Genomic DNA, 25051 nt, shown 5'->3' with positions numbered 1-25051 from the left:
AGAGAGAACGTGAATATCCCGTCTGATTCACCGGTACTTGCGCTCGAACACAACATCACTTGGGCCTTCGAGAATGCGACTCCATATTCAGGCGCATCGTTGACTGAAGCTGTTAATGACGGTCGTGTAAGCGCAGAAATCGGGCTGAACTGCGACCTAACCGCAGCGCCACCGAAAGGCCCATGTCTTCATCGGCACACAGCCAAAGCTGTGCCAGAAATGCATCTGAGCTTAAAGCACCTGGAACTATTGTGGTCGTTCATATATTCCTGGATGGTGATTTACGAACGCGGGATCCAAATGCCTATGCTCGCAGGAGTTTGGAATGGTTCCGTTGACACAAGTGACCCAATTATCCAGCGAGCCCTTCAGTTGCGTGGATGGTCAGCCTCTCTTCGTACATTAGCTAGCCACTGGCCCGCACACCTCCCCTCTCCCATTCACTATCCATCAGACCAAGAGCAATGGTACGGAGAAAAAGCTAACTTAGTTTTTCAGCAAGCAGCCGCCTTTTTGCTCGGGCATGAATACGCTCATGCGCTTGGAAAACACATTCAAGCAATAACTCCCGATGTCTCTGACGTCGAAGCGGTCCTGGCTGAAAAGGAAGCGGACGTCAGAGCGTTTGAGAGCTTGGTCGAGTTTGCTACAGATGATGAGCAAAAATTGGACAAGGCTTGGGCAATCATCTCCGCGCTACTTAGCTCCCTATACCTATGCACCGACATGAAGCGAGCGTTTCGACAGTACCGCCACCCGCAGCTACATCATCGACTTCAACACTTCTTGAGCATGTTGAATTTACAGGGCGAGCAATACCAAAGTTACTTCCCGATGTTGTGCGCAATCATCCTTGAGCACGCCATTCCTGAACTCGAAGACACACCTCGTTCTGAAACAATTTTCGAGGATTCTAATCATGCGCTTGATGACGTACTTGACCGCATTACCACTTGGTCAGCATAGGAAACCCCCAGGCGATGAGGAGCAGATTCTGGCCATCCTGCCAGGCGTGTCCGTTATTTTGTGTAAAGCAGCCATTGCTCTGCATTCCGATGAAGGGAATTTTTGGCCGATTAGCCAGCATACGTAACATGCCGTTCACAAAAAATCATTTTCCGCAAAAAAGATGGCTGCCACGAAACACTCGCGCTCCAAGCTGCGGCATGTTCGTAGCAGCCACTATCAATTTGCCGAATTGTTAAAGAACCAAGGCCTGTCAGCTATCGAGGGAGTTCATCAGCGCAATTGATTTAAATTGCTCATAGATATCCTGACGGTGTTGCTCTATAAACCGACTGACGGCGTCGTTAGCCAATAATTTGCTCAGATATCCCTGCGCTACAACCAAATTTAGAACGTCGTCTGCATAGCTATCTTCTATAAGCTTGTACTGGCCTTGCAGGTTTTCCATTTCGTGCTCCATCCGAGCCATTTGTTCAGCAGTGACCCCCTTCATTTCGGGCTTTTCCCCACCCACCAAAAGCTCGGCTGGCGTTGTGGCCAAAAGCGCCTCTGCATAGTTAACAGTCAAACTATTGGCAGAGAGCATCAAATCGACACATACAACCTGACGAGTTGCCTTCATTTTGCGAAGTATTCGCGAGATTTCGGGTGAAAACTGCAGATCTCTCAACAGCTCTACAGCTTCTGGGCATATTCCATCCAAGAGCTTGAGTTTTTTGAGCAGGCTGCTGATGTCGATGTTTAGTGACTGAGCAAGACGATCTTTTGATACCCCCTTGGCCACCGCCTCCTGGAGCATTCTGGTCTCCTGAATACTCGACAGCCGGTTGATCCGACTGTTATAGGTATACGCCTCATCATCCGCCGCCAACAGACACGGAGCCACCGAAAACTCGAGCTCTTGCATAGCCATAAGCCGTACATGCCCATCAAGCACCAGGTACTGTCCAGATATTGCATCCATAGGACTGATTGACAGTGGCTCAATCAAACCAACACTTTGAATTGAGCTGACGATCTGTCGAAACTTCACTGACCCCGGCACACTGCTAGGTAAGCTTCTAGAAGGTAGAAGCTTGTCCAGAGGCACTTGAAGAATTTCCGGAGAGAAAGCACGAGGCACACCGTTCATCGCCTAATCTTCTCCGGCCATACACGCTCTGCCAGATACATCGGCATCACATCGAGTTGTTCTGCCCGCAGCAAATTGACGAAATGTTCGTTGCTCAATAGCTGACGTAGTGCACTGGTGACGAAAAGCAAACGTTTTTGGGTTAAATCTGCCTTTCTGAGAATTAGTTTCTTCCGCTCGACTTCTTTTTCATACACCCGAACCAAACTTGCCGATGTAACGTTGGTGCGCTTCCTCTTGCTAATATGATTAAGTGAGGGTCCCAGCGTTGTACGGCGCTCCAAAATACGTCGGAGCTTGGTCAGTTTGGTGCCTCTTAACAAACCCGATTCATAGGCTTCCTGCATTGCGGTTTGTAGAGCTACGTTGTCCTCGCCTGCGCTGACAATATCTAGGGCGGTATTGAGAGGAACCATTCCTTTTTCAACGGCCATAAGGAGTCTCTCTTCGCCACAACTGAGCAACTTCAGAATTCCAGACACATATTGAGACGACAATGCTGTTTTCTTGCCAATGTCGCCGGGACTATAGCCACGCTCAGATAATTGCTTAATGCTTCTGAGAATTTCCAGCGGCCGGTACTGACGACGTGCGATGTTCTCGACAAGACTCATGATGTAGGCGTCCTCATCACTCGCCTCCACCACCAATGCGGGGATTTGCTTTTCGCCAAGCATCCGAAACGCACTCAGACGGCCTTCCCCGCAAACCAAGGCATACTCATGCTGGCCCCCAACGTTAGCTCGCCGGGTCACAACAATAGGTTTTTTCAGGCCAACATTGCGAATGCTTTCAACAATGCCCTCAAAACTGCGTTGATTTCTCTCCCGGGGATTTAGTACCCGAATCAGCTCAACGGGAAGCATCTCCACTTTTTTTGCATCTAGCTGAAGCATCACGCTGCCCTCCGAATCCGAAAACGTTCCGCCATCCCATAGAGATAGTCCAGCGTATCGAAGCGATAGCTATCCAGCTCAAATGCGTTTGACTCAGCCAAACAGAGACGATCTAGCCCAAAATCCAAGCGGGGCAGCAAGTAGTAATCCAGTGCAGACTGATTTTCGTAATTCAGACGAACCGCTACCGTGATATCTGGGCAGAGACTGGTATCAAAACGGATTTTCCAGCGCCGCCCACCAGCCTCTGTCGTATGACATCGGGACAAAACGATTGAGATGCTGAATTCGTCATTCACATCCAAAATACCAGTAGCTGGATCACGAACAACACTGCCGCCTAGCTCTTGAATACTCAACTCAGTTTGCCGAACGATACCGGGATGCATTTCCCTTAGATAGCGGTTGATTTCGAGATAGCCAAAATCTCTGTCTGGCGTAAAACCAACCATCTGGTACGCACGGATCAAGCTGCCGAAGCGATGTGCATAAACGGAAGTTGACGGCATACCATCGGTTTCATTGATGATGAGCCCGGAGAGGAATCCACGGGTCTGATATAGGTTCCTCAAGCGTTCGAGCAAGTCGTTGTCAGAATATCGACGAAACCGCGCTCGCATAATGCCTTGTGCTGTGTAAAACAACTCCGAGGGGACAACCGACTCGAACGCTCCCTCTTTTCGTATCCACATATCTGGAGTGTTGGTCACCCGAGCCTTCTTTAACTTGAAGGAGATACGGTTGTATACGTTATTGCCAATGTATTTCTCATTAGTCAGCACTTCGCTGACGGTTGCTCTCGTCCAATCGCGATCTAAATCCGTCCTATGTCCAAGCGTGTTCAGTCTGGATGCGATCTGGGACTCCGTCAGTCCATCTTCGATAAACCAACGGTAGATCTGATTAACCACCAGGACCTCCTCCTCTGGCCCTGGGACCAAAATGACACGGTCAGTCTGAAGACTTTTGTGCTCCCCTCGAGCCAACTCGCCCTTGTGATTACCATGCTGGTCGATCAAGACCCTGCGTAACCCATACCCAGCAGGCCCTCCCTGGCGATACCCAAGTTCGATCAACCGACATTGCCCAGCAAAGACCTTAGCGGAAAGCTCACGGCTATACTCACCAGCCATAGCTCTCTTGACGCCCTTAACGATCGTCGACACGGGCGAGCCATCGTTTTCGAATTGCTCAGCAACGTAGCTGACCAAGATGTTTTTTCGCTTGCAGATGTACTCGTAATAGGCCGACTCATCGGCATCCTGAAAGCGCCCCCAACGACTGACGTCGTATACGAGGATGAGATTGAATTCGGCCTTCCCTGACTCAACATCGGAGATGAGCTGTTGCAGTGCCTGGCGACCGTCAATTCGCAGTCCGCTCTTTCCTTCATCTGCGTACGTTTTCACGATCTGAATTCCGCGTCGTTGCGCGTATTCGCGGATATTGGCTGCCTGATTTTCAGTTGAGTATTGTTGATGCTCAGTCGACATCCGTACATACTCAGCCGCCCTGAACAAAGCAGTCTGAACTCCGTCGCCATCAACCAATGCTTGAATAGGCATTTTTGTTCTCCACCCGATTAACCAGGCGCAACATGGCGCCTGGCAGAATGAACAAATCACAAAAAAAATCAAACGATTGGCCCAAGCTAGCAAGAAATTAGAAACATGAAAATGTGGGCGACATTTGCAATCACCCATCTCTCGAAAATGCTGACAGGACGTGGATTTCGACGATCCACACCACCCCGTTTGCAATACTGTCGCCGTCTAAGCGCTCAAGACGGTAGCGCCCAGGTGGTAGATGCGTTATTCCGTTGGTTTCTCGAGGTAACGTTCGCCGTAAATTTCGGCCCTTTTGCAGAAGACGATTTCGATCAGCGTAGTCGGGATGATCTGCTCGATAGTCCCGCCAATAGCCTGGTTTGTCAGACGCCCAATCGGCATTACTATCGGATGGCTGTTTAGGGGTGGACAGCCGCTCTCGTTGCTTAGCCCGACGACGCCGCTCCCGCTGACACTCAGCTTTTGAGCAGTAGGTTTGATCAGGGGTTTGCGGCCACGGTTTGAAATATTGGCCGCAGGCAATGCACTTTTTCGTGTTCACTTTTTGAGCTCCATGGGTTGAAAACCACATGGATTCACGAAAAGCTTCGGAGAACTGGCCCTGGCGTTGAGCCACCCCGCTTGCGTGACTAATAAAATTTCATAAACACTTGTAAATCAGAAGCTTGCAGAGATCACAAGAATTCCCGGATAGAGCCCACCAAGAGCCTAGAAGGCGTAAAATTTGAGCTATCCATATGATCTGTATCCTTTTTCGCTCCTTTATTTGTGCAGCACACCCCCAGGACGACCGGGGCTTCCCCGAAAAAAAACAGGGCACCGCGGTGCCCTGTTTTCATTCAGCCCGAAGCGAACATCGGATCAGACTTTATAGACGGCCAAGGTAGTCAATACCTGATCAGCCAGTTGATCAACCCGCTTGGCACTCTCGGCAGTTCGCTCCGTTGCGGCGTTGTTTTCTTCGGTCATCTGGGCGACAGACTCAACGTGCATGGCGATATCGTTGCTGGCCGAACTCTGTTCGCGCAACGCCTCTGCAATATCGGAAATTGCTGCAGCAACCTGCTGGGTATCCTGCCCGATACCGGTAATTTGCTCACCGGCCGAGCTGGTCAGTTCCCGCTCCTGATTCACCTGGGTGACGACATGCTGCATACCTTCAACGGCAGCGAGACTGCTCTGCTGAATGGCAGCAATCATCCGTCCAATTTCACCGGTGGACTGGGTGGTCCGCTCAGCCAATTTTCGTACCTCGTCGGCGACGACGGCAAAACCACGCCCCTGCTCCCCTGCCCGGGCAGCTTCGATCGCAGCATTGAGGGCCAGCAGATTAGTCTGGTCGGCAACGTCCTTGATCACCTGGACGACAGCTGAAATCTGCTCGGACTGACGGCCAAGTTCCTGAATCGTACCGGCCGCCCGGTCGACCGTGGCACTGATCTCAACCATGCCTTGCACCGAGCGATTAATCGTTCGCCCACCGGCCTCCGAACGTTCCTCGGCCGTTTTTGAAATACGCAGGGCATCGGCGGCACTATCGGAAACATGATTGATGCTGACCGTCACCTGCTCAACCGCTGCCGCCATCGATGAGGCCGCGGAGGCTTGATGTGCGGTGGCCGCAGCAACTTCGTGAGCGGCGCCGGAAAGCTCACCCACCTCGCGACGAACATCACTCATCCGCTCGGTCACATTTTTCAGGGAGGCTTGCATTTGAGCAACCAGACCATTGAAAGCCGAGGCGGTCCGCCCGACCTCATCATCACTCTGCACCTCGACACGCAAACGAAAATCAGAACTGCTTCCGATTTCCTGCATGGCTTTCTGCATGGCGGAAAGCGGGCCAATCACGGCGCGATAAATCCAGATACCGACCAGCACCATGACCAACATCGCAACAACCACGACCGTAACGCTAACCAAGTGCGCCTGGCGCTCCTTGGCCTCGGCATCGGCCTTTGCGGCACTGGCGGTAGCGATATTGATATCGACCACTTTACCCAGACTCGCCTCGGCCTTGATGAAGCTGTTGCGCTGAGCATCAAAAGCATCGTAAAAGCGCTTGAATGCTTCTTTCTGTGCCGGCTCTCCCAGCCCCGTCGCAAGCTTCTGCATTTCTGCCGTCACCTTCAGGTCAAGCTGCTTCCAGCTTTCCCAGTCCGCCATGAAAGCCTTCCACAACAGTGCTTCCTCAGGCGTTTGTGGCAATGGTTCGTAAATTTTCCAACCCTTGTCGATCCGCTTCCATGCATCATTTTTGGCCGCCAGTGCGCTGACAAAATTGGCTTTTGCAGCCGCACTGTAATCATTTTCCCAAATGGCCGTTTCCAGCGAAGCGCGTGCTAGATCGGTCTGCGCTTCATTAATGATTTCCAGGCCAAGGATCGATGGCAAGCGCACATCGACCGCCTCGTGCAGGGCGGCCCCCTCCTGAGCCGTCGCCCACAAACCGACCGCACCCACACTGCACACAGCAAATACGGCAAAACAGATCAGCGTAATCAAACGCACTTTGATGGTCATGACTATTCCTTTAGGCATATACAACGATAATACCGAAGGAAGTACGACATATTGCAATCAATTGTTACAAACAACCGCCAATCGCAGCTATTTAAGTATCACAATCGGCGGCAAAAACACCTCGGTCACCAACACCCGCTGGGTTGCCAGTACGTGGAGCGAACGGCGAGCCCAGAGGTGGCGCGGTGCGTGACCAAGACCTGCCGCCCGAATGGCCCGGCCAAAAAGCGGGTGGCGCGGGTCGAGCCGAATGAACTCGATGGCTCCGCGGTTGAAGCCCGGATGTGCAAAAAGCAGGGAGCCCAGCGAACGCGTCCCCAGGCGGGCCAACCAGCGGCCGAGCCGACCGTTTGTCGCGGTCGACAGCATGGTATGGGCAAAAATCACCGGGACGGCATCGCATTCCAGCAAGACTTCGCGGACATGCGCCTGATGGCGGCCGGCTTCAAGCTGGATGGCCTCGTCGGGTAAGGGCTGGCCGAGACGATAGCTGAGCAGGCGCACCCGAAACGACCGGCTGCAGCGCTGGAGTCGGGTCGTCAGCGAGCCCGGCTCGACCAGCCAGGAATGAAGTTGCGGATCAAGCCGCCCGCGCGGCAAATACTCGCGCCATTTGCTGCGTTTCATTACTGGGGACGCGGAGCCTTGTCGATGCCGTTGAGCTTGCTGCCGGGCTTGATGCCGCGCTGGGCGAACCAGCCAAGATTCATTTCCAGGGCGTAACGGGCCGGCTTACGGGCGCAGTGGTTGTCTTCGGTCTGCGGCTGCATGTCCTCGATATTGATGATGTAGCCATCGGCATCGACGAAAGCCACTGACAAGGGCAGCAAGGTGTTGCGCATCCACATGCAGTGCGTGTTGTTCTGAGCGAAGACAAACAACATGCCATGCTGCTGCGGCATGCTCTTGCGATTCATCAGGCCCACTTGGCGATTCTGGTCGTTGGCGGCAACTTCAGCCTCGATGCGGTGGAATCCCGTGGTCAACTCCATGACCGGCATCGAACTCTGGGCCAGCGCAGCACCGCTGAGCAGACCGGCGGCCAGCAGGCCGAAAAGGGTTTTATTCATTGATTTTTCCTTGCAAATCCTTGTAACTGCCTTCGAAGCGCCGCCATTCTCCCAGCCCCAGGCCAGTCACCGTCAGTCCGCCAATCGCGGCACGCACCAGGCGCAGCGTAGGATACCCGATGGCCGCCGTCATCCGCCTGACCTGGCGGTTCTTGCCTTCGGAAATCCGGATTTCCAGCCATGAGGTTGGAATTGCCTGGCGAAAACGGATCGGCGGATCGCGCGGCCAGAGTTCGGCCGGCGGGTCGATCAACCGTACCTTGGCTGGCTGGGCGGTGAAATCGGAGAGCTTGATACCGGCCCGCAAACGATCGAGCGCCGTCTCATCCGGCACGCCTTCGACCTGAGCCCAATAGGTTTTTTCCAGCTTGTGCTTCGGGTCGGCGATGCGCGCCTGCAACTTGCCGTCATCAGTCAGGATCAACAGGCCTTCGCTGTCGGCATCCAACCGGCCGGCGACATAAACATCCTTGAGCGGAATGAACTCGTCGAGCGCCCGCCACTTGCCTTCCGGCGTGAACTGGCTGAGAACACCGTAAGGCTTGTTGAGGAGAACGATGGTGGACACGCGCTCAGGCTTGAATGGAAAAGCGCGATTTTGACCGATTTTCATCGTCGACCGCAGCATTCTCAGTGATAAAAGGCATAGCCGATCAGGATCGCCCCGACCAGCCCGACCGCATCGGCAATCAGTCCGCCGGCCAGCGCATAGCGCGTCTTGGTGATACCGACGCTGCCAAAATAGACCGCCAGCACATAGAACGTCGTTTCGGTCGAGCCCTGGATGATCGCCGCCAGCTTGCCCTGGAAGGAATCGACACCGTAGGTGGTCATCACATCGACCATCAGGCCGCGCGCTCCGCTGCCAGAAAGTGTCTTCATCAGACCGACCGGCAGGGCCGGCACGAAGTCGTCGTTCATGCCGAGCGCCAGCACCAGGCTGCGAATTCCGCCGATCAGGTAATCCATGCAGCCGGTGGTGCGAAACACCGAGATGGCGACAAGCATGGCGATCAGGTAAGGAATGATCTGCACGGCAACACCGAAGCCTTCCTTGGCCCCTTCGACGAAACTTTCGTACACATCGATGCCGCGCCAGGCGGCAACGGCGACAAACAGGACAATGATCGACACGATCAGCCCGCTGCCGAGCAAGCCGATCATTTGCGCCATCTGCTCCGCCGGCATGCCGGCCAGCCAGAAATACAAACCGGCCATCAGCGTGGCAAAACCAGCGAAAAACGCCAGCACCGGCTTGCAGAACAGGTTGATACGCTGCCAGACGGCGACCGCGATCAGCCCGGCGCAAAAGGAGACGAAGGTCCCGAGCAGCGTCGGCAGGAAAATATCGGCCGCATTGAAACCGACCAGCCCCTGCTGCAGCGCAATGCTCTGGCGGATGGCGATCACCGAGGTCGGAATCAGCGTGATGCCCGCCGTATTGAGCACCAGGAACATGATCATCGGGTTGCTCGCCGTATCCTTCTGCGGATTGATTTCCTGCAGCTCACGCATCGCCTTCAGACCGAGCGGCGTCGCTGCATTATCCAGCCCCAGCATGTTGGCGCTGACATTCATCACGATACTGCCGCTGGCCGGATGACCGGCTGGAATATCAGGAAAGACGCGGCGAAAGAACGGCCCCAGCGCACGCCCGAAAAGCTGGATCAACCCGCCTTTCTCGCCGATTTTCATGACCCCCAGCCACAAGCTCATGACACCGACCAGGCCGAGCGAAATATCGAAACCGGTTTTTGCGGTATCGAACAAACCGTTCAGCACGCGCGAAAACACCGCCAGATCGCCCTGCAGCAACTGCAGCACGGCAGCCGCAAAGCCGACAAGGATGAAAGCGACCCAGATTCGATTCAGCACGGGAAAAGGCGGGCAGGTTGAAGGTGCGCCAGTCTAGCCCAGTCACCGGCGACTGTCGCCGTCAGTCCATGCCGTCCGATCATGGCTGCAGGCCGACCAGTTCCGGCCCACCCCACAGCGGCAAGGCCCAGTCCGCCCGCAACGAGGCATACGCCTGGCTCGGCAATTGAAGCAAAACAGGCGCTGCCGCACCCTCCAGCCAAGCAACGATGCGGCGCATATCGGCCAGCGCCATGGCGGTACAACCCGCCGTCGGCACGCCCGGGGCTTCCCAGACATGCAGAAAAATACACGAGCCGCAGCCGGCCTTCGGTGCATCGGCATTGTGGGCCACCACGGCGCCCAACTCGTAACGGGCATCGCTGCGCAACATCGCCTCGCTCGACGTCCAGTCCACCGCACAGGACGCTTGATCGACCAGGCAGTTGTAGTGTGCCGAGGCGGGATCATCGACACACCTCAGCCCAGGGTGGGCCGACAGATAAGGCAGGCCGTTCACGCAGGCGGCGGGCGCATAACCGAAGACTGCGCTGATCGAAAACACGCCGGCCGGCGCACGTCCATCACCTTCCTGCTTGGCCAGGCCGCTCATTGCTGGATGCCGGCCACGCCCCCAGGCCAGACCGTTACGCCCCAAAGTCACAGGCAGGGCTTCGCCTTCAGGTTTCCATGCACCGCCCGGCAAACGCTCGAAACACTGCAAACGCCCGTCCTGGGCATCCCAGGTCGGGGCCAGGCAGAGCAGAATTTGGCGGCAATCAGCGGGAATCGGGATCATCGGGGATCATCGAAAAGTTTCAGGCAGGCCATACGGATTCAGGCTTGTTGCTGCGGTCGACCGCAGCAAACGGCCCAAAATGCAACGCCCCGGATTCGGGCCGGGGCGTTATCGCACCTGCGGCAGACTCAGGCCGCAGCCTTCTTGCATTCCTTGACGCAGGCCGCGCAGGAGTCGGCGCAGGCTTTGCATTCAGCGTGGTGATCGGCGTGCTTGCGACACTCTTTCTCACAGGTCGCACACACTTCAGCGGCCAGCTTGGCAAACGCCGGCACATAACGGGAATCCTGGCCGGCCAGCTTCATCAGCGCCGTGCAGGAGGCAAGCAGTTCGTTGACCGACTGTGCGCAGGCCGCCATTTCCTTGTCGCCCGTCCCCAGCAAATAAATACAGTGGGCCAGACAGGCCTCACCGGTTTTGAGGCAATCTGCGCTGGCTGCGATCAGACCTGCATTGCGTTTGGCCATGTTGCCGTGATCGTGGTGGTCATGCTGCCCTGCCGCCATCGCCGTCCCCGACAAGGCACCGGCCATCGCTGCGGCCACTGTTTTCAGTACATCGCGTCGTTGCATCGTTATTTCCTTTCCTGAATAAGCCATTGGGAGCCGGACAAGCGGCTCGCGAAAAACTGTTCATTGGGTGGTCGATTGTATTTCAGGCTTTGTATTTTCAGTTTGCGCTAGCGCAAATCGCCGGCCCCATGGCCTTGTTATCCTTGCCGCAAGCGGATCGGCATTCCCATTGCCGCGCCCGCCCTATACACTGGGGCTGTCAATGCCTCACAACCTGGAGAATGAAACATGCAAGGATCGTTCGAGTACAAGATCAATGCCCATGGCGACAAAGTGGCGCTCAGTATCGATATGGATACGATCAGCGCCAACGCACTGGTCCGGCTTGATCGTTACATCAATTGGGCTGAAATCCTGAAACAAACCGAAAACGACCCGGAAGCAGCGTACGCAGCTGAACGCCTGCACACCGTATTGCATCATCTCGGGCGCTAATCCCCAAAATACATGACAACGAGGCCGGCCAGGCCTCCCGCTGGCGCCGGCCATGAAATTCTCGCGCATCTTCCTGAATCGACTGCACAACCAGCCTGATCCACAGGACACCGTCGTAGTCATCGACGTGCTGCGCTCGTTCACGACAGCAGCCGTCGCCCTGTCCAAGGGAGCATCGGCGATTTACCCGGTCGAGGCGATTGCCTCGGCAGTTGCGCTGCACGCCAGATTGCCCGGCGCCGTATCAATCGGCGCCATCGGCGGCGGCGATCCGGTTCCCGGTTTCAATTACGGCAACTCCCCTTCGCAACTGATCAATGCCGAGCTATCCGGCAAACCCGTCGTCATGACGACGGCGGCAGGCGTCCGTGGTTTGCAGCGTTTCCATCATGCACGCCAGCTTTACGCTGCCAGCCTGGTCTGCGCCCGCGCCACGGCAGAAGCCATTCGCCGCTCGGGGGCCAGCGAAATCTGCTTTGTCATTACCGGCGAGTGGGTAGACCGCGACGGCGATGAAGACATCGCGTGCGCCGACTACATCGAAGCCCTGCTGCGTGAGGAACAACCCAGCGCGCAAGTATTTTCCGAACGCGTCAGGCATTCCGATTTCGGCCGGCGTTTCAGTGCCGGCACCTGGCCGAACTTGCCGCTGGCCGATCTCGATCTCTGTGCCGAGCCGGATCGTTTCAACTTTGCCATGCCGGTCAGCCACGACGGCACGCAACTGATGATCCGCTGAAACCGGGCCGGCGTGGCGACCGGGCGGGCATGCCGCGGTCGACCGCTCATTTCAGCCCGAAACGATGGCCGGCACCAGCGTTCGGAGTACCTGGCACCTAGTGGCTGGTCCCTTCCGACTTCGTGATCTTGTTCCAGATATTGTATTTGCCGACCGGTTTCTTCATCGGCAGGCGCTTCACTTCCTTGAGCGTCACCGCGTCGTAAATGATCAGCGCGCCGTCCATTTCCCACAGGCTGGCCAGCACATATTTACCATCCTTGGTGAACTCGACGTGGGCGAAGGTCTTGCCCGGCGCCGGCTTGAGTTCGGCGACGATTTCCAGCTTCTCCTTGTCGATGATCTGCATGGTGTCCTTGAACTCCTTGCTCATCATCGAATCGGTCCATGCATAGCGGCTGTTTTCGTGGCTACGCATGAAGAAACCGGGGCCGCGGGTCTTGATCTGCTTGATCGTCTTCCACGTTTTCATGTCGATGATGCTGATCAGCCCTTCGTTCAGGTTCGGCGTCGCCATCACGGTCCTGTCCTGTCCGCTATCATCCTTCCACGTCCAGCTAATGCCGGAACCAAGATGCGGCATGCCGGGCAACTCCAGATCGGCAATTTTCTTGCGCGCATCGAGATTGACCACCTGCCCCGTCACGGCCGCCTTGGCATCGTTGCGCGAAGCCCCCATGACCTCGTCGTAACCCTGCGTGAAATAGAAATCATCGAGGTAGTCGTCAAGCTGGCTGCGCTGCGGATTGAGGAAGCCGGAAACAAACGCGCCTTCCTTGTATTTGAAATCGTGAATCATGCCGGCCGGGATGTCGTCGGCCTTCGGGTTGTACGAGACTTCCCAGACTTCTTTCACGTCCTTCAATGCAGCCACGAAACTCTGGCGCGGGCTGGCGTCATAGACGGCCGAAACGCGCGAAGTCGTCTTGCCATCCTTGTCGGCGACCGGCAGGATCTTTTTCAGATTGAGATCGGCATCGAGGATGACCAGGCTGTGCGGCAGGTAATTAGCCACCGCCACCCATTTGCCATCGCCGGAAACCGCGGCGTTGCGCGTATTGATCCCGGCCCGCACTTCGGCGATCACTTTCAGGTTCCACAGGTCAAACTTGGTGATCCAGCCATCACGCGAGGCAAAAAATACGTAACGCCCATCCGGCGTGAATTTCGGCCCGCCGTGCAGGGCGAAGCGCGACTGGAAGCGATGGATCGGTTCCAGCTTGTCGCCGTCGAGAATCGACACATGGTGGTCGCCGCTTTCAACCACGACGAACAGGTTCATCGGATCGGCCTTGAACTGCGGCTTATCCGGCAAACTGCCTGGCACATGATTGACGATACGCGAAGCCTTGATCGCCGCTTCATCCCACACCGGCATCGGCATGATCGGCGTGTAGGCGTACTCAACCAGCGCCTTGACTTCGGCCGGCGCAAGCTTCTCCCCAAAGGACGGCATCTGGGTGGCAGCCCGCCCTTCCTTGATCACCTTTTCCGCCTCGCCTTTGCGCAGGCGCGCCAGGTTTTCCGGAATCAGGGCCGGGCCGACACCGCCGAGCCGCGCTTCTCCATGACAAGCCGCGCAATGCTCCTTGTAGGCAGCCGGCGCATCTGCCGCTTCTGCCATCTGCGCCATGCCCAGCAGAAAATACGCCGCGAAACCGGCCGGGATCAGGATTTTCCAACCCAAAGCACCGGGCACCGCGCTTGGTTGATCGTCTTGTTGCATGTTCATAACCCGATTTCCTCATCGACCAGATAACAACCCGGATCTTCCGCCCAGGCATCGCCGGTCATCTGCTGGGCGCGCACACGGGTGTTGCCGTTGCAGATATCCAGGTAGGCACATTCGCCGCAACGCCCCTTGACGGCCCGCGGGTGCTGCTTGAGGCCGGCCATCAGTTCGTCCGACGTATCCGGCCAGATGTCCGAAAACGGCCGATCCTTCACATTGCCCAGCTTGTGGTGCCACCACATGGTGTCCGGATGCACGTTGCCCAGGTTGTCGATGTTGGCGACATTGACGCCCGATGAATTACCGCCCCACTGGCGGAGCTTGGCCTCGACGTGGGCCGCCTTGTCCGGAAAACGGCGACGCACCCAATGCAGGAAATACACGCCGTCGGCATCGTTGTTGCCGGTGGTGAATTCCTTCTCCAGCCCGCGCTGCTTGTATTCCCAGCAGGTATCAAAGAGCAGGTCCATCGCCCAGCGCGTCAGCTTGTGCTGGGCGTCGTCCTTGCGATTCTTGTTGCCGCGTCCGGCATAGTTCAAATGCGAGAAATAGAAGCGGTCGATGCCTTCATCCTCAACCAGCTTGAGCAGGCCGGGCAGATCATGGGCGTTATCCTGCGTCATGGTGAAGCGGACACCGATTTTCAGGCCGAGATCGCGGCACAGGCGGATGCCTTTCAGCGAGGCCTCGAAAGCGCCATCCATACGGCGGAATTTATCGTGCGTCTCGCGGATGCCGTCGAGCGACACGCCGACGTAGTTGAAATCGCACTCGGCAATCTGGTCGATATTGTTTTCATCGATCAGCGTGCCATTCGACGACAGACCGACATAAAACCCCTTGGCCTTGGCGCGCTTGGCGATGTCGTAGATATCCGGGCGCAGCAGCGGCTCCCCGCCGGAAAGAATGAGCACCGGCACCTTGAAGCCCTTGAGATCGTCCATGACCGTATAAACCTGCTCGGTCGTCAGTTCACCGGGGAAATTGGTGTCGGCCGAAATCGAATAGCAATGCTTGCAGGTCAGATTGCAACGGCGAATCAGGTTCCAGATCACCACCGGGCCGGGCGGATTGCGCTTCGGACCGAGCGGACTTGGCTCAGCGATTTCCTGCATGTACTGGGAGATTCGGAACATGAAATGCCTTCAAAAAGTGTTGGCGCTATTGCACCCGAAGGCCGGAAGCCAAGCCTTGACGTGCATCAACGGAGAAAGACCTTATGCCCGCTCCGGACATTGCAAAAATCACAAATATAACTAAAATGACAACACCAAACCCACTGGCAAAATCATGGAAACCCTCCGCTCAGAACAATCCGGCGACGCACCGCTGGCCCGAGTGCTGGTTGTCGACGACTCCGCCTCGATGCGCGAAGGGATTTCGGCCATTCTTCGTCATATGGGCTGCGCTGTCGAGATGGCGCGCGACGGCCTTGAAGGCTACCAAAAAGCGCAATACCTATCGCCTGATTTGATCATCAGCGATCTGGAAATGCCGAAAGCCAACGGTTTCGATCTACTGTCCAGCGTCAGGTCGGATAGCGCACTGACCATGGTGCCGTTCATCATGATCACCGGCGTCTCCGACCGCTCCAGCACACGCCGGGCAATGGAACTGGGAGCCGACGACTATCTGACCAAACCGTTCACGCCGGAAGAGGTCATGTCCGCCGTGCAAAGCCGCATCGAGAAACAGCGCAACTGGCGCCAGGCGACCGAGGCCCTGGCGACCAGCTACAGCCAGGGCATGATGGGTGTTCTGCCGCACGAGTTTCGCACACCGCTCAATGCCATTCTCGGTTTTGCCGAACTGATGGCGATGATCGCCGACAACGGATTGACGCCAAAGCAGACGCGTGAGTTTGCCGAAACCATCCAGCGCGCCGGAAAAAAGTTGCTCAGCCACACCACCCGCTTCCTGACTTTGATGGAATATCAGGGGCAGAACACGCCGATCCCGCCCGGTACAAGTTGTGAAATTTCGCATGAGCGGGTCGAGCAACTGGTCAACGAGATGCTCGCCGAGCAATTGCCAACCAGCCAGGTAAATGCCTGCATCGATATCACCCAAGCAAACCTGAAATGCCGTGAAGACCTCTTGCGCACGATGATTCGCGAGTTGAGCAGCAATGCCATCAAATTTGCCGAAGCTCATTCGACGGTATCCGTCACCGGCCATCCGAAGGGCAACGATTACCTGCTGACGATCGACAACCACGGCCATCGTTTCCCGCTCGACAAGATCCGCAACGTCGGCGCCTTTGTCCAGTTCGAACGCGACACGCAGGAGCAGCAAGGGCTGGGCATCGGGTTGGCCACGGTGACGCATGCCGCACGGCTGGGACGAGTACAGCTCGATATCCGGAACATAGCCCCCGACATCGTCCGTTTCACGCTGCGCCTGGCGCTCGCCTGACACCGGCCGGAGACGGTGCGGCGCACGCTGATTCAATAGTCGCCCGATGCGTTGCGGTATACTGGCCGGATGACCCCAAAAGCAAACACCCTTGCCAGCACCGAGCTGGCGTTGCCCGGTCGCTGGGCCGCCGAAGTCGAGCCCAAACTGGCAAGCGACGAAAAGATCCAGGCCTGGCTTGAAATTGACCTCGACAGTCGTTTGCAGTTTTCATCCGGCCTCGTTCTTGTAAGCAACCGACGCCTGCTGGCATTTGCGCCCGGCCAAGACCGTGCCGAAGAGTGGCCGTTGCGAGAGGGACTGACACTGGATCACCACGACCACGCGGGTGTCGGGGCGCTTGAACTGGTCGACACCGATGGCCGACTCGCTACCTGGCGCTACACACTGGCCAAGAACCTCGCCGCACTGCGCGTCATCAATGAATTCAACCTGCATCGCGACAGCGTTGCCAAGGGTCAGCCGGTACTGCGGTCTACCGAGGATTGTTGCCCGAAATGCAAGGTGCAGTTGCCACCCGGCGAAGAGGAATGCCCGGTATGCAACCGCGAATCAAGCGTCGCCCCATCGACCTGGACACTGTTCCGTCTGTGGCGCTTTGCCCGGCCGTATCGCTGGCAGCTGATTCTCGGTTTTGCCCTGACTTTGGCGTCGACCGCAGCAACGCTGGTCCCGCCCTACCTGACCATGCCGTTGATGGATAACGTGCTGATCCCGTTCCAGAACGGCAAGCCGATCGACTGGCCGCTGGTCTCGATGTACCTCGGCGGACTGTTCGGCGCCGCGCTGCTCGCCTGGGTGCTCGGCTGGATTCGCACCTATATTTTGTCGCTTGTTTCCGAACGCATGGGCCGCGATCTGCGCACGCAGACCTACGACCACCTGCTCGGTCTGTCGCTCGAATATTTCGGCGGCAAGCGGACCGGCGACTTGATGGCGCGCATCGGCAACGAAACCGACCGGATCAATATCTTCCTGTCGCTCGACCTGCTGAACTTCGCCACCGACGTGCTGATGATCACGATGACCGCCGTCATCCTGTTCAGCATCAACCCGTGGCTGGCGCTGGTCACGCTGCTGCCGCTGCCGATCATCGGCTGGCTGATCCATTTCGTCCGCGAAAAGCTGCGTACCGGCTTCGAGAAAATCGACCGCGTCTGGGCCGAAGTGACCAACGTGCTGGCCGACACCATCCCCGGCATCCGCGTGGTCAAGGCTTTTGCCCAGGAAAAGCGCGAAGGCGAGCGTTTCCGCACGGCCAACGAGCACAACCTGCAGATGAACGACAAGCTGAACAAGACCTGGTCCTTGTTCACCCCGACCGTGACGCTGCTCACCGAAATCGGCCTGCTCGTCGTGTGGATTTTCGGCATCTGGCAAATTTCCAAGGGCGACAGCTCGGTCGGCGTGCTCACCGCCTTCCTCGCCTATATCGGCCGCTTCTACACCCGCCTCGACTCGATGAGCCGCATCGTCTCGGCCACGCAACGTGCCGCCTCCAGCACCAAGCGCATTTTCGACATCCTCGATCACGTTTCCAGTGTGCCTGAACCGACCAACCCGATTCATCTTGACAAAGTCACCGGCCGGCTTGAGTTGAAAAAAGCCAGCTTCCGCTACGGCACCCGCTCGGTCACCCGCGACGTCGATCTGGTCATCCAGCCCGGTGAAATGATCGGTCTGGTCGGCCACTCCGGCTCAGGAAAGTCGACGCTGGTCAATCTGATCTGCCGCTTCTACGACGTTTCCGAAGGTCAGGTGCTGATCGACGGCGTCGACGTCCGCTCGGTGCCGGTCGCCGAATTCCGCCAGCACATCGGCCTCGTTTTGCAGGAACCCTTCCTCTTCTTCGGCACCATCGCCGACAACATCGCCTACGGCAAGCCGAACGCGACGCGCCAGGAAATCATCGCCGCCGCCCGTGCCGCACACGCGCACGAGTTCATCCTGCGTCTGCCGCATGGTTACGACTCGTTGGTTGGCGAACGCGGCCAGGGCCTGTCCGGCGGCGAGCGCCAGCGCATTTCCATCGCCCGCGCCCTGTTGATCGACCCGCGTATCCTGATCCTCGATGAAGCGACTTCCGCGGTCGACACCGAAACCGAGAAGGAAATCCAGAAGGCGCTCGACAATCTGGTCAAGGGCCGCACCACCATCGCCATCGCCCACCGCCTGAGCACGCTGCGCAAGGCCGACCGGCTGGTTGTCATGGATCGTGGCCAGATCGTTGAAATCGGCAATCATGACCAGTTGATGGCCGTTGAGGGGCATTACTACAAGTTGTATCAGGCTCAGGCGCGCAATGTGGACACCGAGCCGGAACTGCCGCGCACCCCCGACCTCCCGAAAACCGTCACGGTCTGAGAAACAACCCCATGTCGAATTGCTCCTTTCAGCTTTTGCGCGATGCCTACGGTCAACTGGTTTTCATTGCCGAAAACGGTGACCGCCATGAAGGCATCACTCCCGTGCGAGCCTTTCCGATCGCCGCCCCCGACGAAGGTTTGTCGCTGGTCAATTACGAAGGCCACGAAGTCGCGTGGATCGAAAACCTGGCCGACCTGCCCGCCCCGATCGGCACGCTGCTCGAAGAAGAGCTGGCCAGTCGCGAATTCGTCCCTGAAATCAAGGGCATCACCGAGGTCTCCAGCTTCGCCTGCCCAAGCACCTGGCAGGTCCTCACCGATCGCGGCAGCACCGAGTTGATCCTCAAGGGGGAAGAAGACATCCGCCGCTTGAGCGCCAGCCGCCTGCTGATTGCCGATACCCACGGCATCCAGTTTCTGGTGCGCGACATGAGCCAGCTTGACCGCCATAGCCGCAAACTGCTTGACCGCTTTCTCTAAACCAACGGATGTGACGGGTTGTAGCAATGTGTGACATTTTTTTGTCGCCGGTAATCCATCCTCCGCTGAAAGCGTTAATAATTCACAACTGCCCCAATAACAAACTTTGAACCGTGGAACGGAGCCGGGCGATACAAGCATGAGCAAAAAAGAAATCATCATTCGGGACATCATTTCCCTGCGTGGCCCAAGCATCTGGACCTACCCGCCCGCCCTCGAAGCCTGGATCGACATCGGCGAATTCGAAGACTATCCGAGCAACAAACTGCCCGGCTTCACCGAACGCCTGAAAGCCTGGTTACCCTCGCTGGTCGAGCACCGCTGCAACTACGGCGAACACGGCGGTTTCCTGCGCCGGCTCGATGAAGGCACCTGGATCGGCCACGTACTTGAACACGTTGCCCTTGAACTGATGACGCTCGGCGGCCTGCCCGACGGGTTCGGACGGACTCGCGAAACGACAACACGGGGCGTCTACAAGCTGGTCGTCAGCAACTGGCAGGACGACATCACCCGCACGGCGCTCGACATCGGGATTGCCCTGATCATGGCCGCTGTCGAAGACAAGCCTTTCGACATGGCCGAAGCGATCACGACCATGCGCCGCCGGGTCGACCGCAAATATCTCGGCCCATCGACGGCAGCCATCGTCAATGCCGGCGAAGCACGCGGCATTCCGGCAATTCGCCTGCTCGAAGACGGCAATCTCGTCCAACTCGGCTACGGCGCTTCGGCCCGCCGCATCTGGACGGCTGAAACCGACCAGACCAGCGCCATTGCTGAAACGATTTCCCGTGACAAGGACCTGACCAAGGAACTGATTTCCTCGGTCGGCGTACCGGTGCCGGAAGGCCGCGAAGTCGATAGCGCCGACGATGCCTGGGATGCCGCCGAAGACATCGGCGTACCGGTCGTCGTCAAACCGACCGACGGCAATCATGGCCGCGGCGTGTTCATCGACCTGACTACCAAGGAAGAAGTCGCCAAGGCCTACGCCATTGCCGTAGAAGAAGGCTCCGGCGTTCTGGTCGAACGCTCGATCCAGGGCATCGAACACCGCCTGCTGGTCGTGGGCGGCAAACTGGTTGCCGCCAACCGCAGCGACCTGATCACTATCACCGGCGACGGCAAATCCTCCGTCCAGTCCCTGATCGACAGCCAGATCAACATCGACCCACGGCGTGGTACGACCGAATTACATCCGCTCTCGATCATCCGCATCGACACCGCCGCCAAGATCGAACTCGAACGCCAGGGCCTGGATGCCGACAGCGTCCCGGCCAAGGGCCGCGAAGTGCTGATCCAGCGCAATGCCAACCACGCTTTCGACTGCACGGATGACGTTCATCCCGAAACAGCCCAGGTCGTTGCACTTGCTGCCCGCGTTGTCGGCCTCGACATTGCCGGTATCGATCTGGTCTGCAAGGACGTTTCCAAGCCACTCGGCGAACAAGGCGGCGCGATTGTCGAAGTCAATGCCGGCCCCAGCCTGCTGATGCACATCAAACCCGGCATCGGCAAGCCCCGTCCGGTCGGCCAAGCCATCGTCAACAACCTGTTCGGCGAAAGTGCCACCGGCCGGATTCCCCTGGTTGGCGTCACCGGTACCCACGGCAAGAATGCCGTCGCCAAGCTGGTTGCGCACCTGATCTACCTCTCCGGCCAACATGCCGGTCTGGCCTGCAAGGACGGCATTTACCTCGGCCGCCGCCAGGTCCAGAAAACCAATGCCGCCAACTGGGAAGGCGGTCGTCGTCTGCTGCTCAACCGCGCCGTTCAGGCTGCGGTGATCGAGAACGGCGCACCGGTCATTCTGGGCGAAGGGCTGGCCTATGACCGTTGCTCGGTCGGTATCGTCACCAATATCGTGCCGGAAGACGAAGATCTGTCGCGCTGGGATGTCCAACCGACCGGCGGCGAGTATTACACCACCCACCGCTCCATTTTCCGTACCCAGGTCGATGTCGTCCTGCCCAGCGGTCATGCCGTGCTCAACGCAGAAGACGAACTGGTCGCCGATTTTGCCGATCTATGCGACGGCGAAGTTGTCCTTTTCGCGGTCGACCCGGCCAATCCGACCTTTGTCGCACACCTTGCCGCCGGCAAGCGCGGCGTCACTGTGGTCGAAAATCGTGTTGTATTGCGCAACGGCAGCGATGAAATCCGACTCTGCCGCCTGATCGATGCGCCGTATATCGGCAAAGCCAAGGCCCCCAAGCAGGTTGCCAACCTGCTGGCCGGCGTCGCCGGTGGCTGGGCCATGGAGTTGAGTCAGGAAGTGCTGACAACAGGGATCAAGACTTTCGGGCTTGAACAACTCGATCCGTCTGCCCTGCTCCTGCTGCGCGCCAAAAAATCGCAACCTGCCAAAAAGCCGGCTAACGGCCGAAAATAACAAGGATCAAGCGTCATGGACGTTTCCCGCATTCGCGCCCTGCGCGGCCCCAATTTGTGGAGCCGGCATACCGCCATTCAAGCCATCGTCACCTGCGAAGGTGCCGAGTGCGCCATCGCCAACCTGCCCAATTTCGAAGCCCGCCTGCGCGAACGCTTTCCGGAACTCGGCGACCTGATTCCTTCGGACCATCTCGATACCGTATCGATGGCCCATGCGCTGGAATTCGCTGCGCTCGGCCTGCAAGCACAAGCCGGCTGTCCGGTCACTTTCAGCCGCACGGCACAAACGGTCGACCAGGGTGTCTATCAGGTCATTGTCGAATACACCGAGGAAGATGTCGGCCGCCTGGCTTTCGAGCGCGCCGAACAACTTTGCCAGTCCGCTCTCGATGACACACCTTTCGATCTGGATGCCACGCTGAAGGAACTGCGTGACCTCGATGAAGATATCCGCCTTGGCCCCTCGACCGGCGCCATCGTTTCGGCCGCCATCGCCCGCGGCATTCCCTTCCGTCGCCTGACGCAAGGCAGCCTGGTTCAATTCGGCTGGGGTAGCAAGCAAAAGCGCATCCAGGCGGCTGAAACCAGCCTGACCAGCGCGATCGGCGAATCGATTGCCCAGGACAAGGAACTGACCAAGAAACTGCTGCATGCCTCGGGTGTTGCCGTACCGCACGGTCGCCCGGTCGAAGATGAAGACGATGCCTGGGTTGCCGCCCAGGAGATCGGCCTGCCGGTCGTCGTCAAACCGCAGGACGGCAACCAGGGCAAGGGCATTTCGGTCAATCTGACGACCGAGGAGCAGGTCCGCCGCGCCTATCGCGTCGCCATCGAATTCCGCGACGACATCATGGTCGAGAAATTCCTCTCCGGCCACGACTGGCGCCTGCTGGTCATCGGCGACAAGCTGATCGCCGCCGCCCGGCGCGATCCACCGCTGGTCATCGGCGATGGCACGCATACCGTCCGCGAGCTGGTCAATATCGTCAACAGCGATCCGCGCCGCTCGGATGGCCACGCCACCTCGCTGACCAAGATCCGCTTTGACGAAATCGCCCTCGCCCGCCTTGAAGAGCAGGGTTACAGCGCCGAAACCATTCCGCCACGTGGCGTCCGCGTCGTATTGCGTAACAATGCCAACCTGTCGACCGGTGGCACCGCCACCGACGTGACCGATGACGTTCATCCCGAACTGGCTGCCGCTGCCGTCGCCGCCGCCCAGACCGTCGGCCTCGACATCTGCGGCATCGACGTCGTTTGCGACACGATGCACAAGCCGCTCGAAGAACAAGGTGGCGGCATCGTCGAATGCAACGCCGCCCCCGGCCTGCGCATGCACCTCGATCCATCCTTCGGCAAAGGTCGACCGGTCGGTGAGGCCATTGTCGGCATGATGTTCCCGGATGGCGACAATGCCCGCATCCCGGTAGTCGCGATTGCCGGCACCAACGGCAAGACGACGACCAGCCGCCTGATCGGCCGCATTTTCGAAAGCAATGACCTGCGTGTCGGGATGACCAGCACCGACGGCATTTATGTCGAAGGTCGCCGGATCGACAGCGGCGACTGTTCCGGCCCGCGCAGCGCCCGCAATGTACTGATGCACCCGGACGTCGACGCCGCTGTCTTCGAAACCGCCCGTGGCGGCGTGCTGCGCGAAGGTCTTGGTTTCGACATGTGCGACGTCGCCGTTATTACCAATATCGGCATCGGTGACCATCTCGGCCTGAATTTCATTACCACGGTCGACGAGCTCGCCGTCGTCAAACGCGTCATCGTCGAGAACGTCGCACCGAGCGGTACGGCGGTGCTCAATGCCGCCGATCCCGTCGTTGCAGCCATGGCTCATCACTGTCACGGCAACATCATTTTCTTTGCCCGCGACCGTGCCAACCCGGTCCTCGCCACACACCGCGCCCAGGGAAAACGCGTCGTTCATGTCGAGCGTGATGCGATCATCTGCAGCGAAGGTCGTAAAAAACATCGCATTCCGCTGGCCAATGTGCCGCTGACCCGCAATGGCACGATCGGCTTCCAGATCGAAAACGCGATGGCCGCCACAGCCACCGGCTGGGCCCTCGGTTACAGTTGGGAAAGCATCGAGCGGGCACTCGCCAGCTTTGTCAGTGATGCCGCCACTGCCCCTGGTCGCTTCAACGTATTCGACTACAAGGGAGCCACGCTGATTGCCGACTATGGTCACAACCCGGACGCCATTCAGGCACTGGTTGGGGCCATCAACAACATGCCGGCCGTACGCCGCTCGGTGGTCATCAGCGGCGCAGGCGACCGACGGGACGAAGATATTCGCCAGCAAACCGAAATCCTCGGCGAAGCTTTCGACGACGTGATTCTTTACCAGGATGCCTGCCAGCGCGGCCGTGAAGATGGCGAAGTGATCGGCCTGTTGCGCGAAGGCCTGGCCAATGCCAGCCGGACCAAGCAGATCGAAGCCATCACCGGCGAATTCATTGCCATTGATACTGCTCTCGGTCGTTTGCAACCGGGTGATCTTTGCCTGATCCTGATCGATCAGGTCGAAGAGGCCCTGGCACACATTGCACAACGCATTTCAGAAACAAGCTGAGATCGCAACGCAACAAACAAAAGGCCCGGTTTTTAGACCGGGCCTTTTGTTTTGATCAGTTTTTCAGGCTATCGAGGCAATGGTCGGGCCTTGCTGCAGGCGGAAAAAATCGACATATTTACTGTCGACTTCCTTGATGTGCTTAAGCAGCCATTCGGTCAGAAAGGTAGCCAAGGCCGGCGAGGTATCTTCGGAAAGCAATTTGGTGCGCAACAGGCCAAGGCTGTCGATGAAATAGCTGTGTTCGTTGCGGTGTGCCTCAAGATCCGGGTAATCGAACATCCGCATCAAACACTCTTCAACCCGGAAATGGGTCCTTGAGTAGTCCGTCAGACGTTCGAGCGACTCGAATACCTGAGAGTCCCTGAAACTGGTGTTCTGCGAATAAACAATGGCATCCAGGCAATCAAAAAGCACTTGGTGTTCTTCATCAATTTCATGAATGCCCAGCGCAAAATTTCTGGCCCCTTCACTTAGTGCTTTGTTCATCCGTCTCTCCGCAAACCGACCATTCATGGCA

General features: G+C 57.7%; 21 protein-coding genes. 8 read left to right on the top strand and 13 right to left on the bottom strand.

Annotation, left to right across the window (positions count from 1 at the left end):
- The first annotated feature begins 9 nt into the window (after positions 1–9).
- A complete protein-coding gene (locus GBK02_RS06090; protein ID WP_203468845.1) occupies positions 10–966 on the top strand; it encodes a phage exclusion protein Lit family protein in 957 nt (318 codons plus the stop codon).
- Between the two features lie 253 nt (positions 967–1219).
- On the opposite strand, the gene GBK02_RS06085 is transcribed toward GBK02_RS06090, so the two are convergent.
- From GBK02_RS06085 to GBK02_RS06040, 10 genes are all read right to left on the bottom strand, one after another.
- Positions 1220–2098 carry a plasmid partitioning protein RepB C-terminal domain-containing protein gene (locus tag GBK02_RS06085; protein WP_203468844.1) on the bottom strand — a complete coding sequence of 293 codons (879 nt, stop codon included), beginning with the start codon at positions 2096–2098 and terminating at the stop codon, positions 1220–1222.
- Entirely contained in the window at positions 2095–2994 is a 900-nt protein-coding gene (locus tag GBK02_RS06080) for a plasmid partitioning protein RepB C-terminal domain-containing protein (RefSeq protein WP_239003256.1), read from the bottom strand. The genes GBK02_RS06085 and GBK02_RS06080 overlap by 4 nt, the downstream gene beginning before the upstream one ends.
- Complete coding sequence (locus GBK02_RS06075; protein WP_203468842.1) at positions 2994–4559, bottom strand: recombinase family protein; 1566 nt, start codon at positions 4557–4559, stop codon at positions 2994–2996. The genes GBK02_RS06080 and GBK02_RS06075 overlap by 1 nt, the downstream gene beginning before the upstream one ends.
- Positions 4560–5423: 864 nt before the next feature.
- On the bottom strand, positions 5424–7085 hold the full coding sequence (locus GBK02_RS06070; RefSeq protein ID WP_203468841.1) for a methyl-accepting chemotaxis protein: 1662 nt from the start codon (positions 7083–7085) through the stop codon (positions 5424–5426).
- A gap of 87 nt (positions 7086–7172) precedes the next feature.
- A complete protein-coding gene (locus GBK02_RS06065; protein ID WP_203468840.1) occupies positions 7173–7712 on the bottom strand; it encodes a chorismate lyase in 540 nt (179 codons plus the stop codon).
- Positions 7712–8155, bottom strand: coding sequence for a DUF192 domain-containing protein (locus GBK02_RS06060; RefSeq protein WP_203468839.1), 444 nt, complete (start codon positions 8153–8155; stop codon positions 7712–7714). The genes GBK02_RS06065 and GBK02_RS06060 overlap by 1 nt, the downstream gene beginning before the upstream one ends.
- Positions 8148–8768: a pseudouridine synthase gene (locus GBK02_RS06055; RefSeq protein WP_371810508.1), complete on the bottom strand. Its 621-nt coding sequence runs from the start codon at positions 8766–8768 to the stop codon at positions 8148–8150. Before GBK02_RS06055 ends, GBK02_RS06060 begins: the two co-directional genes overlap by 8 nt.
- Before the next feature lie 17 nt (positions 8769–8785).
- A complete protein-coding gene (locus tag GBK02_RS06050) occupies positions 8786–10030 on the bottom strand; it encodes a nucleoside recognition domain-containing protein (protein ID WP_203468838.1) in 1245 nt (414 codons plus the stop codon).
- Positions 10031–10109: 79 nt separating this feature from the next.
- On the bottom strand, positions 10110–10808 hold the full coding sequence (locus GBK02_RS06045; RefSeq protein ID WP_203468837.1) for a L,D-transpeptidase: 699 nt from the start codon (positions 10806–10808) through the stop codon (positions 10110–10112).
- A gap of 128 nt (positions 10809–10936) precedes the next feature.
- Entirely contained in the window at positions 10937–11380 is a 444-nt protein-coding gene (locus tag GBK02_RS06040; protein WP_203468836.1) for a four-helix bundle copper-binding protein, read from the bottom strand.
- A gap of 228 nt (positions 11381–11608) precedes the next feature.
- On the opposite strand from GBK02_RS06040, the gene GBK02_RS06035 reads away from it, so the two are divergent.
- Both GBK02_RS06035 and GBK02_RS06030 read left to right on the top strand, forming a co-directional pair.
- A complete protein-coding gene (locus GBK02_RS06035; RefSeq protein ID WP_203468835.1) occupies positions 11609–11815 on the top strand; it encodes a hypothetical protein in 207 nt (68 codons plus the stop codon).
- Positions 11816–11867: 52 nt separating this feature from the next.
- Positions 11868–12554, top strand: coding sequence for a 2-phosphosulfolactate phosphatase (locus GBK02_RS06030; RefSeq protein ID WP_203468834.1), 687 nt, complete (start codon positions 11868–11870; stop codon positions 12552–12554).
- A gap of 97 nt (positions 12555–12651) precedes the next feature.
- Here GBK02_RS06030 and GBK02_RS06025 read toward each other — a convergent pair whose 3' ends face one another.
- A complete protein-coding gene (locus GBK02_RS06025) occupies positions 12652–14280 on the bottom strand; it encodes a nitrite reductase (RefSeq protein ID WP_203469314.1) in 1629 nt (542 codons plus the stop codon).
- Positions 14281–14282: 2 nt separating this feature from the next.
- Positions 14283–15422, bottom strand: coding sequence for a heme d1 biosynthesis radical SAM protein NirJ (gene nirJ / locus GBK02_RS06020; protein WP_203468833.1), 1140 nt, complete (start codon positions 15420–15422; stop codon positions 14283–14285).
- Positions 15423–15576: 154 nt separating this feature from the next.
- On the opposite strand from nirJ, the gene GBK02_RS06015 reads away from it, so the two are divergent.
- The 5 genes from GBK02_RS06015 (at position 15577) to cphA (GBK02_RS05995) (ending at position 24531) form a co-directional block, all read left to right on the top strand.
- The gene (locus tag GBK02_RS06015; RefSeq protein ID WP_203468832.1) at positions 15577–16701 is read left to right on the top strand and encodes a hybrid sensor histidine kinase/response regulator; all 1125 of its coding nucleotides are present in this window, start codon (positions 15577–15579) and stop codon (positions 16699–16701) included.
- Positions 16702–16770: 69 nt separating this feature from the next.
- Positions 16771–19065 carry an ABC transporter ATP-binding protein gene (locus GBK02_RS06010; RefSeq protein WP_203468831.1) on the top strand — a complete coding sequence of 765 codons (2295 nt, stop codon included), beginning with the start codon at positions 16771–16773 and terminating at the stop codon, positions 19063–19065.
- Between the two features lie 11 nt (positions 19066–19076).
- Positions 19077–19547, top strand: coding sequence for a DUF1854 domain-containing protein (locus GBK02_RS06005; protein WP_203468830.1), 471 nt, complete (start codon positions 19077–19079; stop codon positions 19545–19547).
- Between the two features lie 139 nt (positions 19548–19686).
- Positions 19687–21942, top strand: coding sequence for a cyanophycin synthetase (cphA, locus tag GBK02_RS06000; RefSeq protein WP_203468829.1), 2256 nt, complete (start codon positions 19687–19689; stop codon positions 21940–21942).
- A 15-nt stretch (positions 21943–21957) separates the two neighbouring features.
- Positions 21958–24531 carry a cyanophycin synthetase gene (cphA, locus tag GBK02_RS05995; protein ID WP_203468828.1) on the top strand — a complete coding sequence of 858 codons (2574 nt, stop codon included), beginning with the start codon at positions 21958–21960 and terminating at the stop codon, positions 24529–24531.
- A 63-nt stretch (positions 24532–24594) separates the two neighbouring features.
- On the opposite strand, the gene GBK02_RS05990 is transcribed toward cphA (GBK02_RS05995), so the two are convergent.
- Positions 24595–25020, bottom strand: coding sequence for a bacteriohemerythrin (locus tag GBK02_RS05990; RefSeq protein ID WP_203468827.1), 426 nt, complete (start codon positions 25018–25020; stop codon positions 24595–24597).
- Positions 25021–25051: the final 31 nt, after the last annotated feature.

It is taken from the genome of Dechloromonas sp. TW-R-39-2, assembly GCF_016864195.1.
Classification (GTDB): Bacteria; Pseudomonadota; Gammaproteobacteria; order Burkholderiales; family Rhodocyclaceae; genus Azonexus.
The sequence above is the reverse complement of the archived record's forward strand: the minus strand, read 5'-3'. Positions and strand labels throughout refer to the sequence as shown.

Excerpts from the sequence above, each read along its gene's own strand:
- GBK02_RS06085 (WP_203468844.1), bottom strand. The coding sequence starts at position 2,098 with ATGAACGGTGTGCCTCGTGCTTTCTCTCCGGAAATTCTTCAAGTGCCT.
- GBK02_RS06080 (WP_239003256.1), bottom strand. The coding sequence starts at position 2,994 with ATGCTTCAGCTAGATGCAAAAAAAGTGGAGATGCTTCCCGTTGAGCTG.
- GBK02_RS06075 (WP_203468842.1), bottom strand. The coding sequence starts at position 4,559 with ATGCCTATTCAAGCATTGGTTGATGGCGACGGAGTTCAGACTGCTTTG.
- GBK02_RS06070 (WP_203468841.1), bottom strand. The coding sequence starts at position 7,085 with ATGACCATCAAAGTGCGTTTGATTACGCTGATCTGTTTTGCCGTATTT.
- GBK02_RS06065 (WP_203468840.1), bottom strand. The coding sequence starts at position 7,712 with ATGAAACGCAGCAAATGGCGCGAGTATTTGCCGCGCGGGCGGCTTGAT.
- GBK02_RS06060 (WP_203468839.1), bottom strand. The coding sequence starts at position 8,155 with ATGAATAAAACCCTTTTCGGCCTGCTGGCCGCCGGTCTGCTCAGCGGT.
- GBK02_RS06055 (WP_371810508.1), bottom strand. The coding sequence starts at position 8,768 with ATGAAAATCGGTCAAAATCGCGCTTTTCCATTCAAGCCTGAGCGCGTG.
- GBK02_RS06045 (WP_203468837.1), bottom strand. The coding sequence starts at position 10,808 with ATGATCCCGATTCCCGCTGATTGCCGCCAAATTCTGCTCTGCCTGGCC.
- GBK02_RS06040 (WP_203468836.1), bottom strand. The coding sequence starts at position 11,380 with ATGCAACGACGCGATGTACTGAAAACAGTGGCCGCAGCGATGGCCGGT.
- GBK02_RS06035 (WP_203468835.1), top strand. The coding sequence starts at position 11,609 with ATGCAAGGATCGTTCGAGTACAAGATCAATGCCCATGGCGACAAAGTG.
- GBK02_RS06030 (WP_203468834.1), top strand. The coding sequence starts at position 11,868 with ATGAAATTCTCGCGCATCTTCCTGAATCGACTGCACAACCAGCCTGAT.
- GBK02_RS06025 (WP_203469314.1), bottom strand. The coding sequence starts at position 14,280 with ATGCAACAAGACGATCAACCAAGCGCGGTGCCCGGTGCTTTGGGTTGG.
- nirJ (WP_203468833.1), bottom strand. The coding sequence starts at position 15,422 with ATGTTCCGAATCTCCCAGTACATGCAGGAAATCGCTGAGCCAAGTCCG.
- GBK02_RS06015 (WP_203468832.1), top strand. The coding sequence starts at position 15,577 with ATGGAAACCCTCCGCTCAGAACAATCCGGCGACGCACCGCTGGCCCGA.
- GBK02_RS06010 (WP_203468831.1), top strand. The coding sequence starts at position 16,771 with ATGACCCCAAAAGCAAACACCCTTGCCAGCACCGAGCTGGCGTTGCCC.
- GBK02_RS06005 (WP_203468830.1), top strand. The coding sequence starts at position 19,077 with ATGTCGAATTGCTCCTTTCAGCTTTTGCGCGATGCCTACGGTCAACTG.
- cphA (WP_203468829.1), top strand. The coding sequence starts at position 19,687 with ATGAGCAAAAAAGAAATCATCATTCGGGACATCATTTCCCTGCGTGGC.
- cphA (WP_203468828.1), top strand. The coding sequence starts at position 21,958 with ATGGACGTTTCCCGCATTCGCGCCCTGCGCGGCCCCAATTTGTGGAGC.
- GBK02_RS05990 (WP_203468827.1), bottom strand. The coding sequence starts at position 25,020 with ATGAACAAAGCACTAAGTGAAGGGGCCAGAAATTTTGCGCTGGGCATT.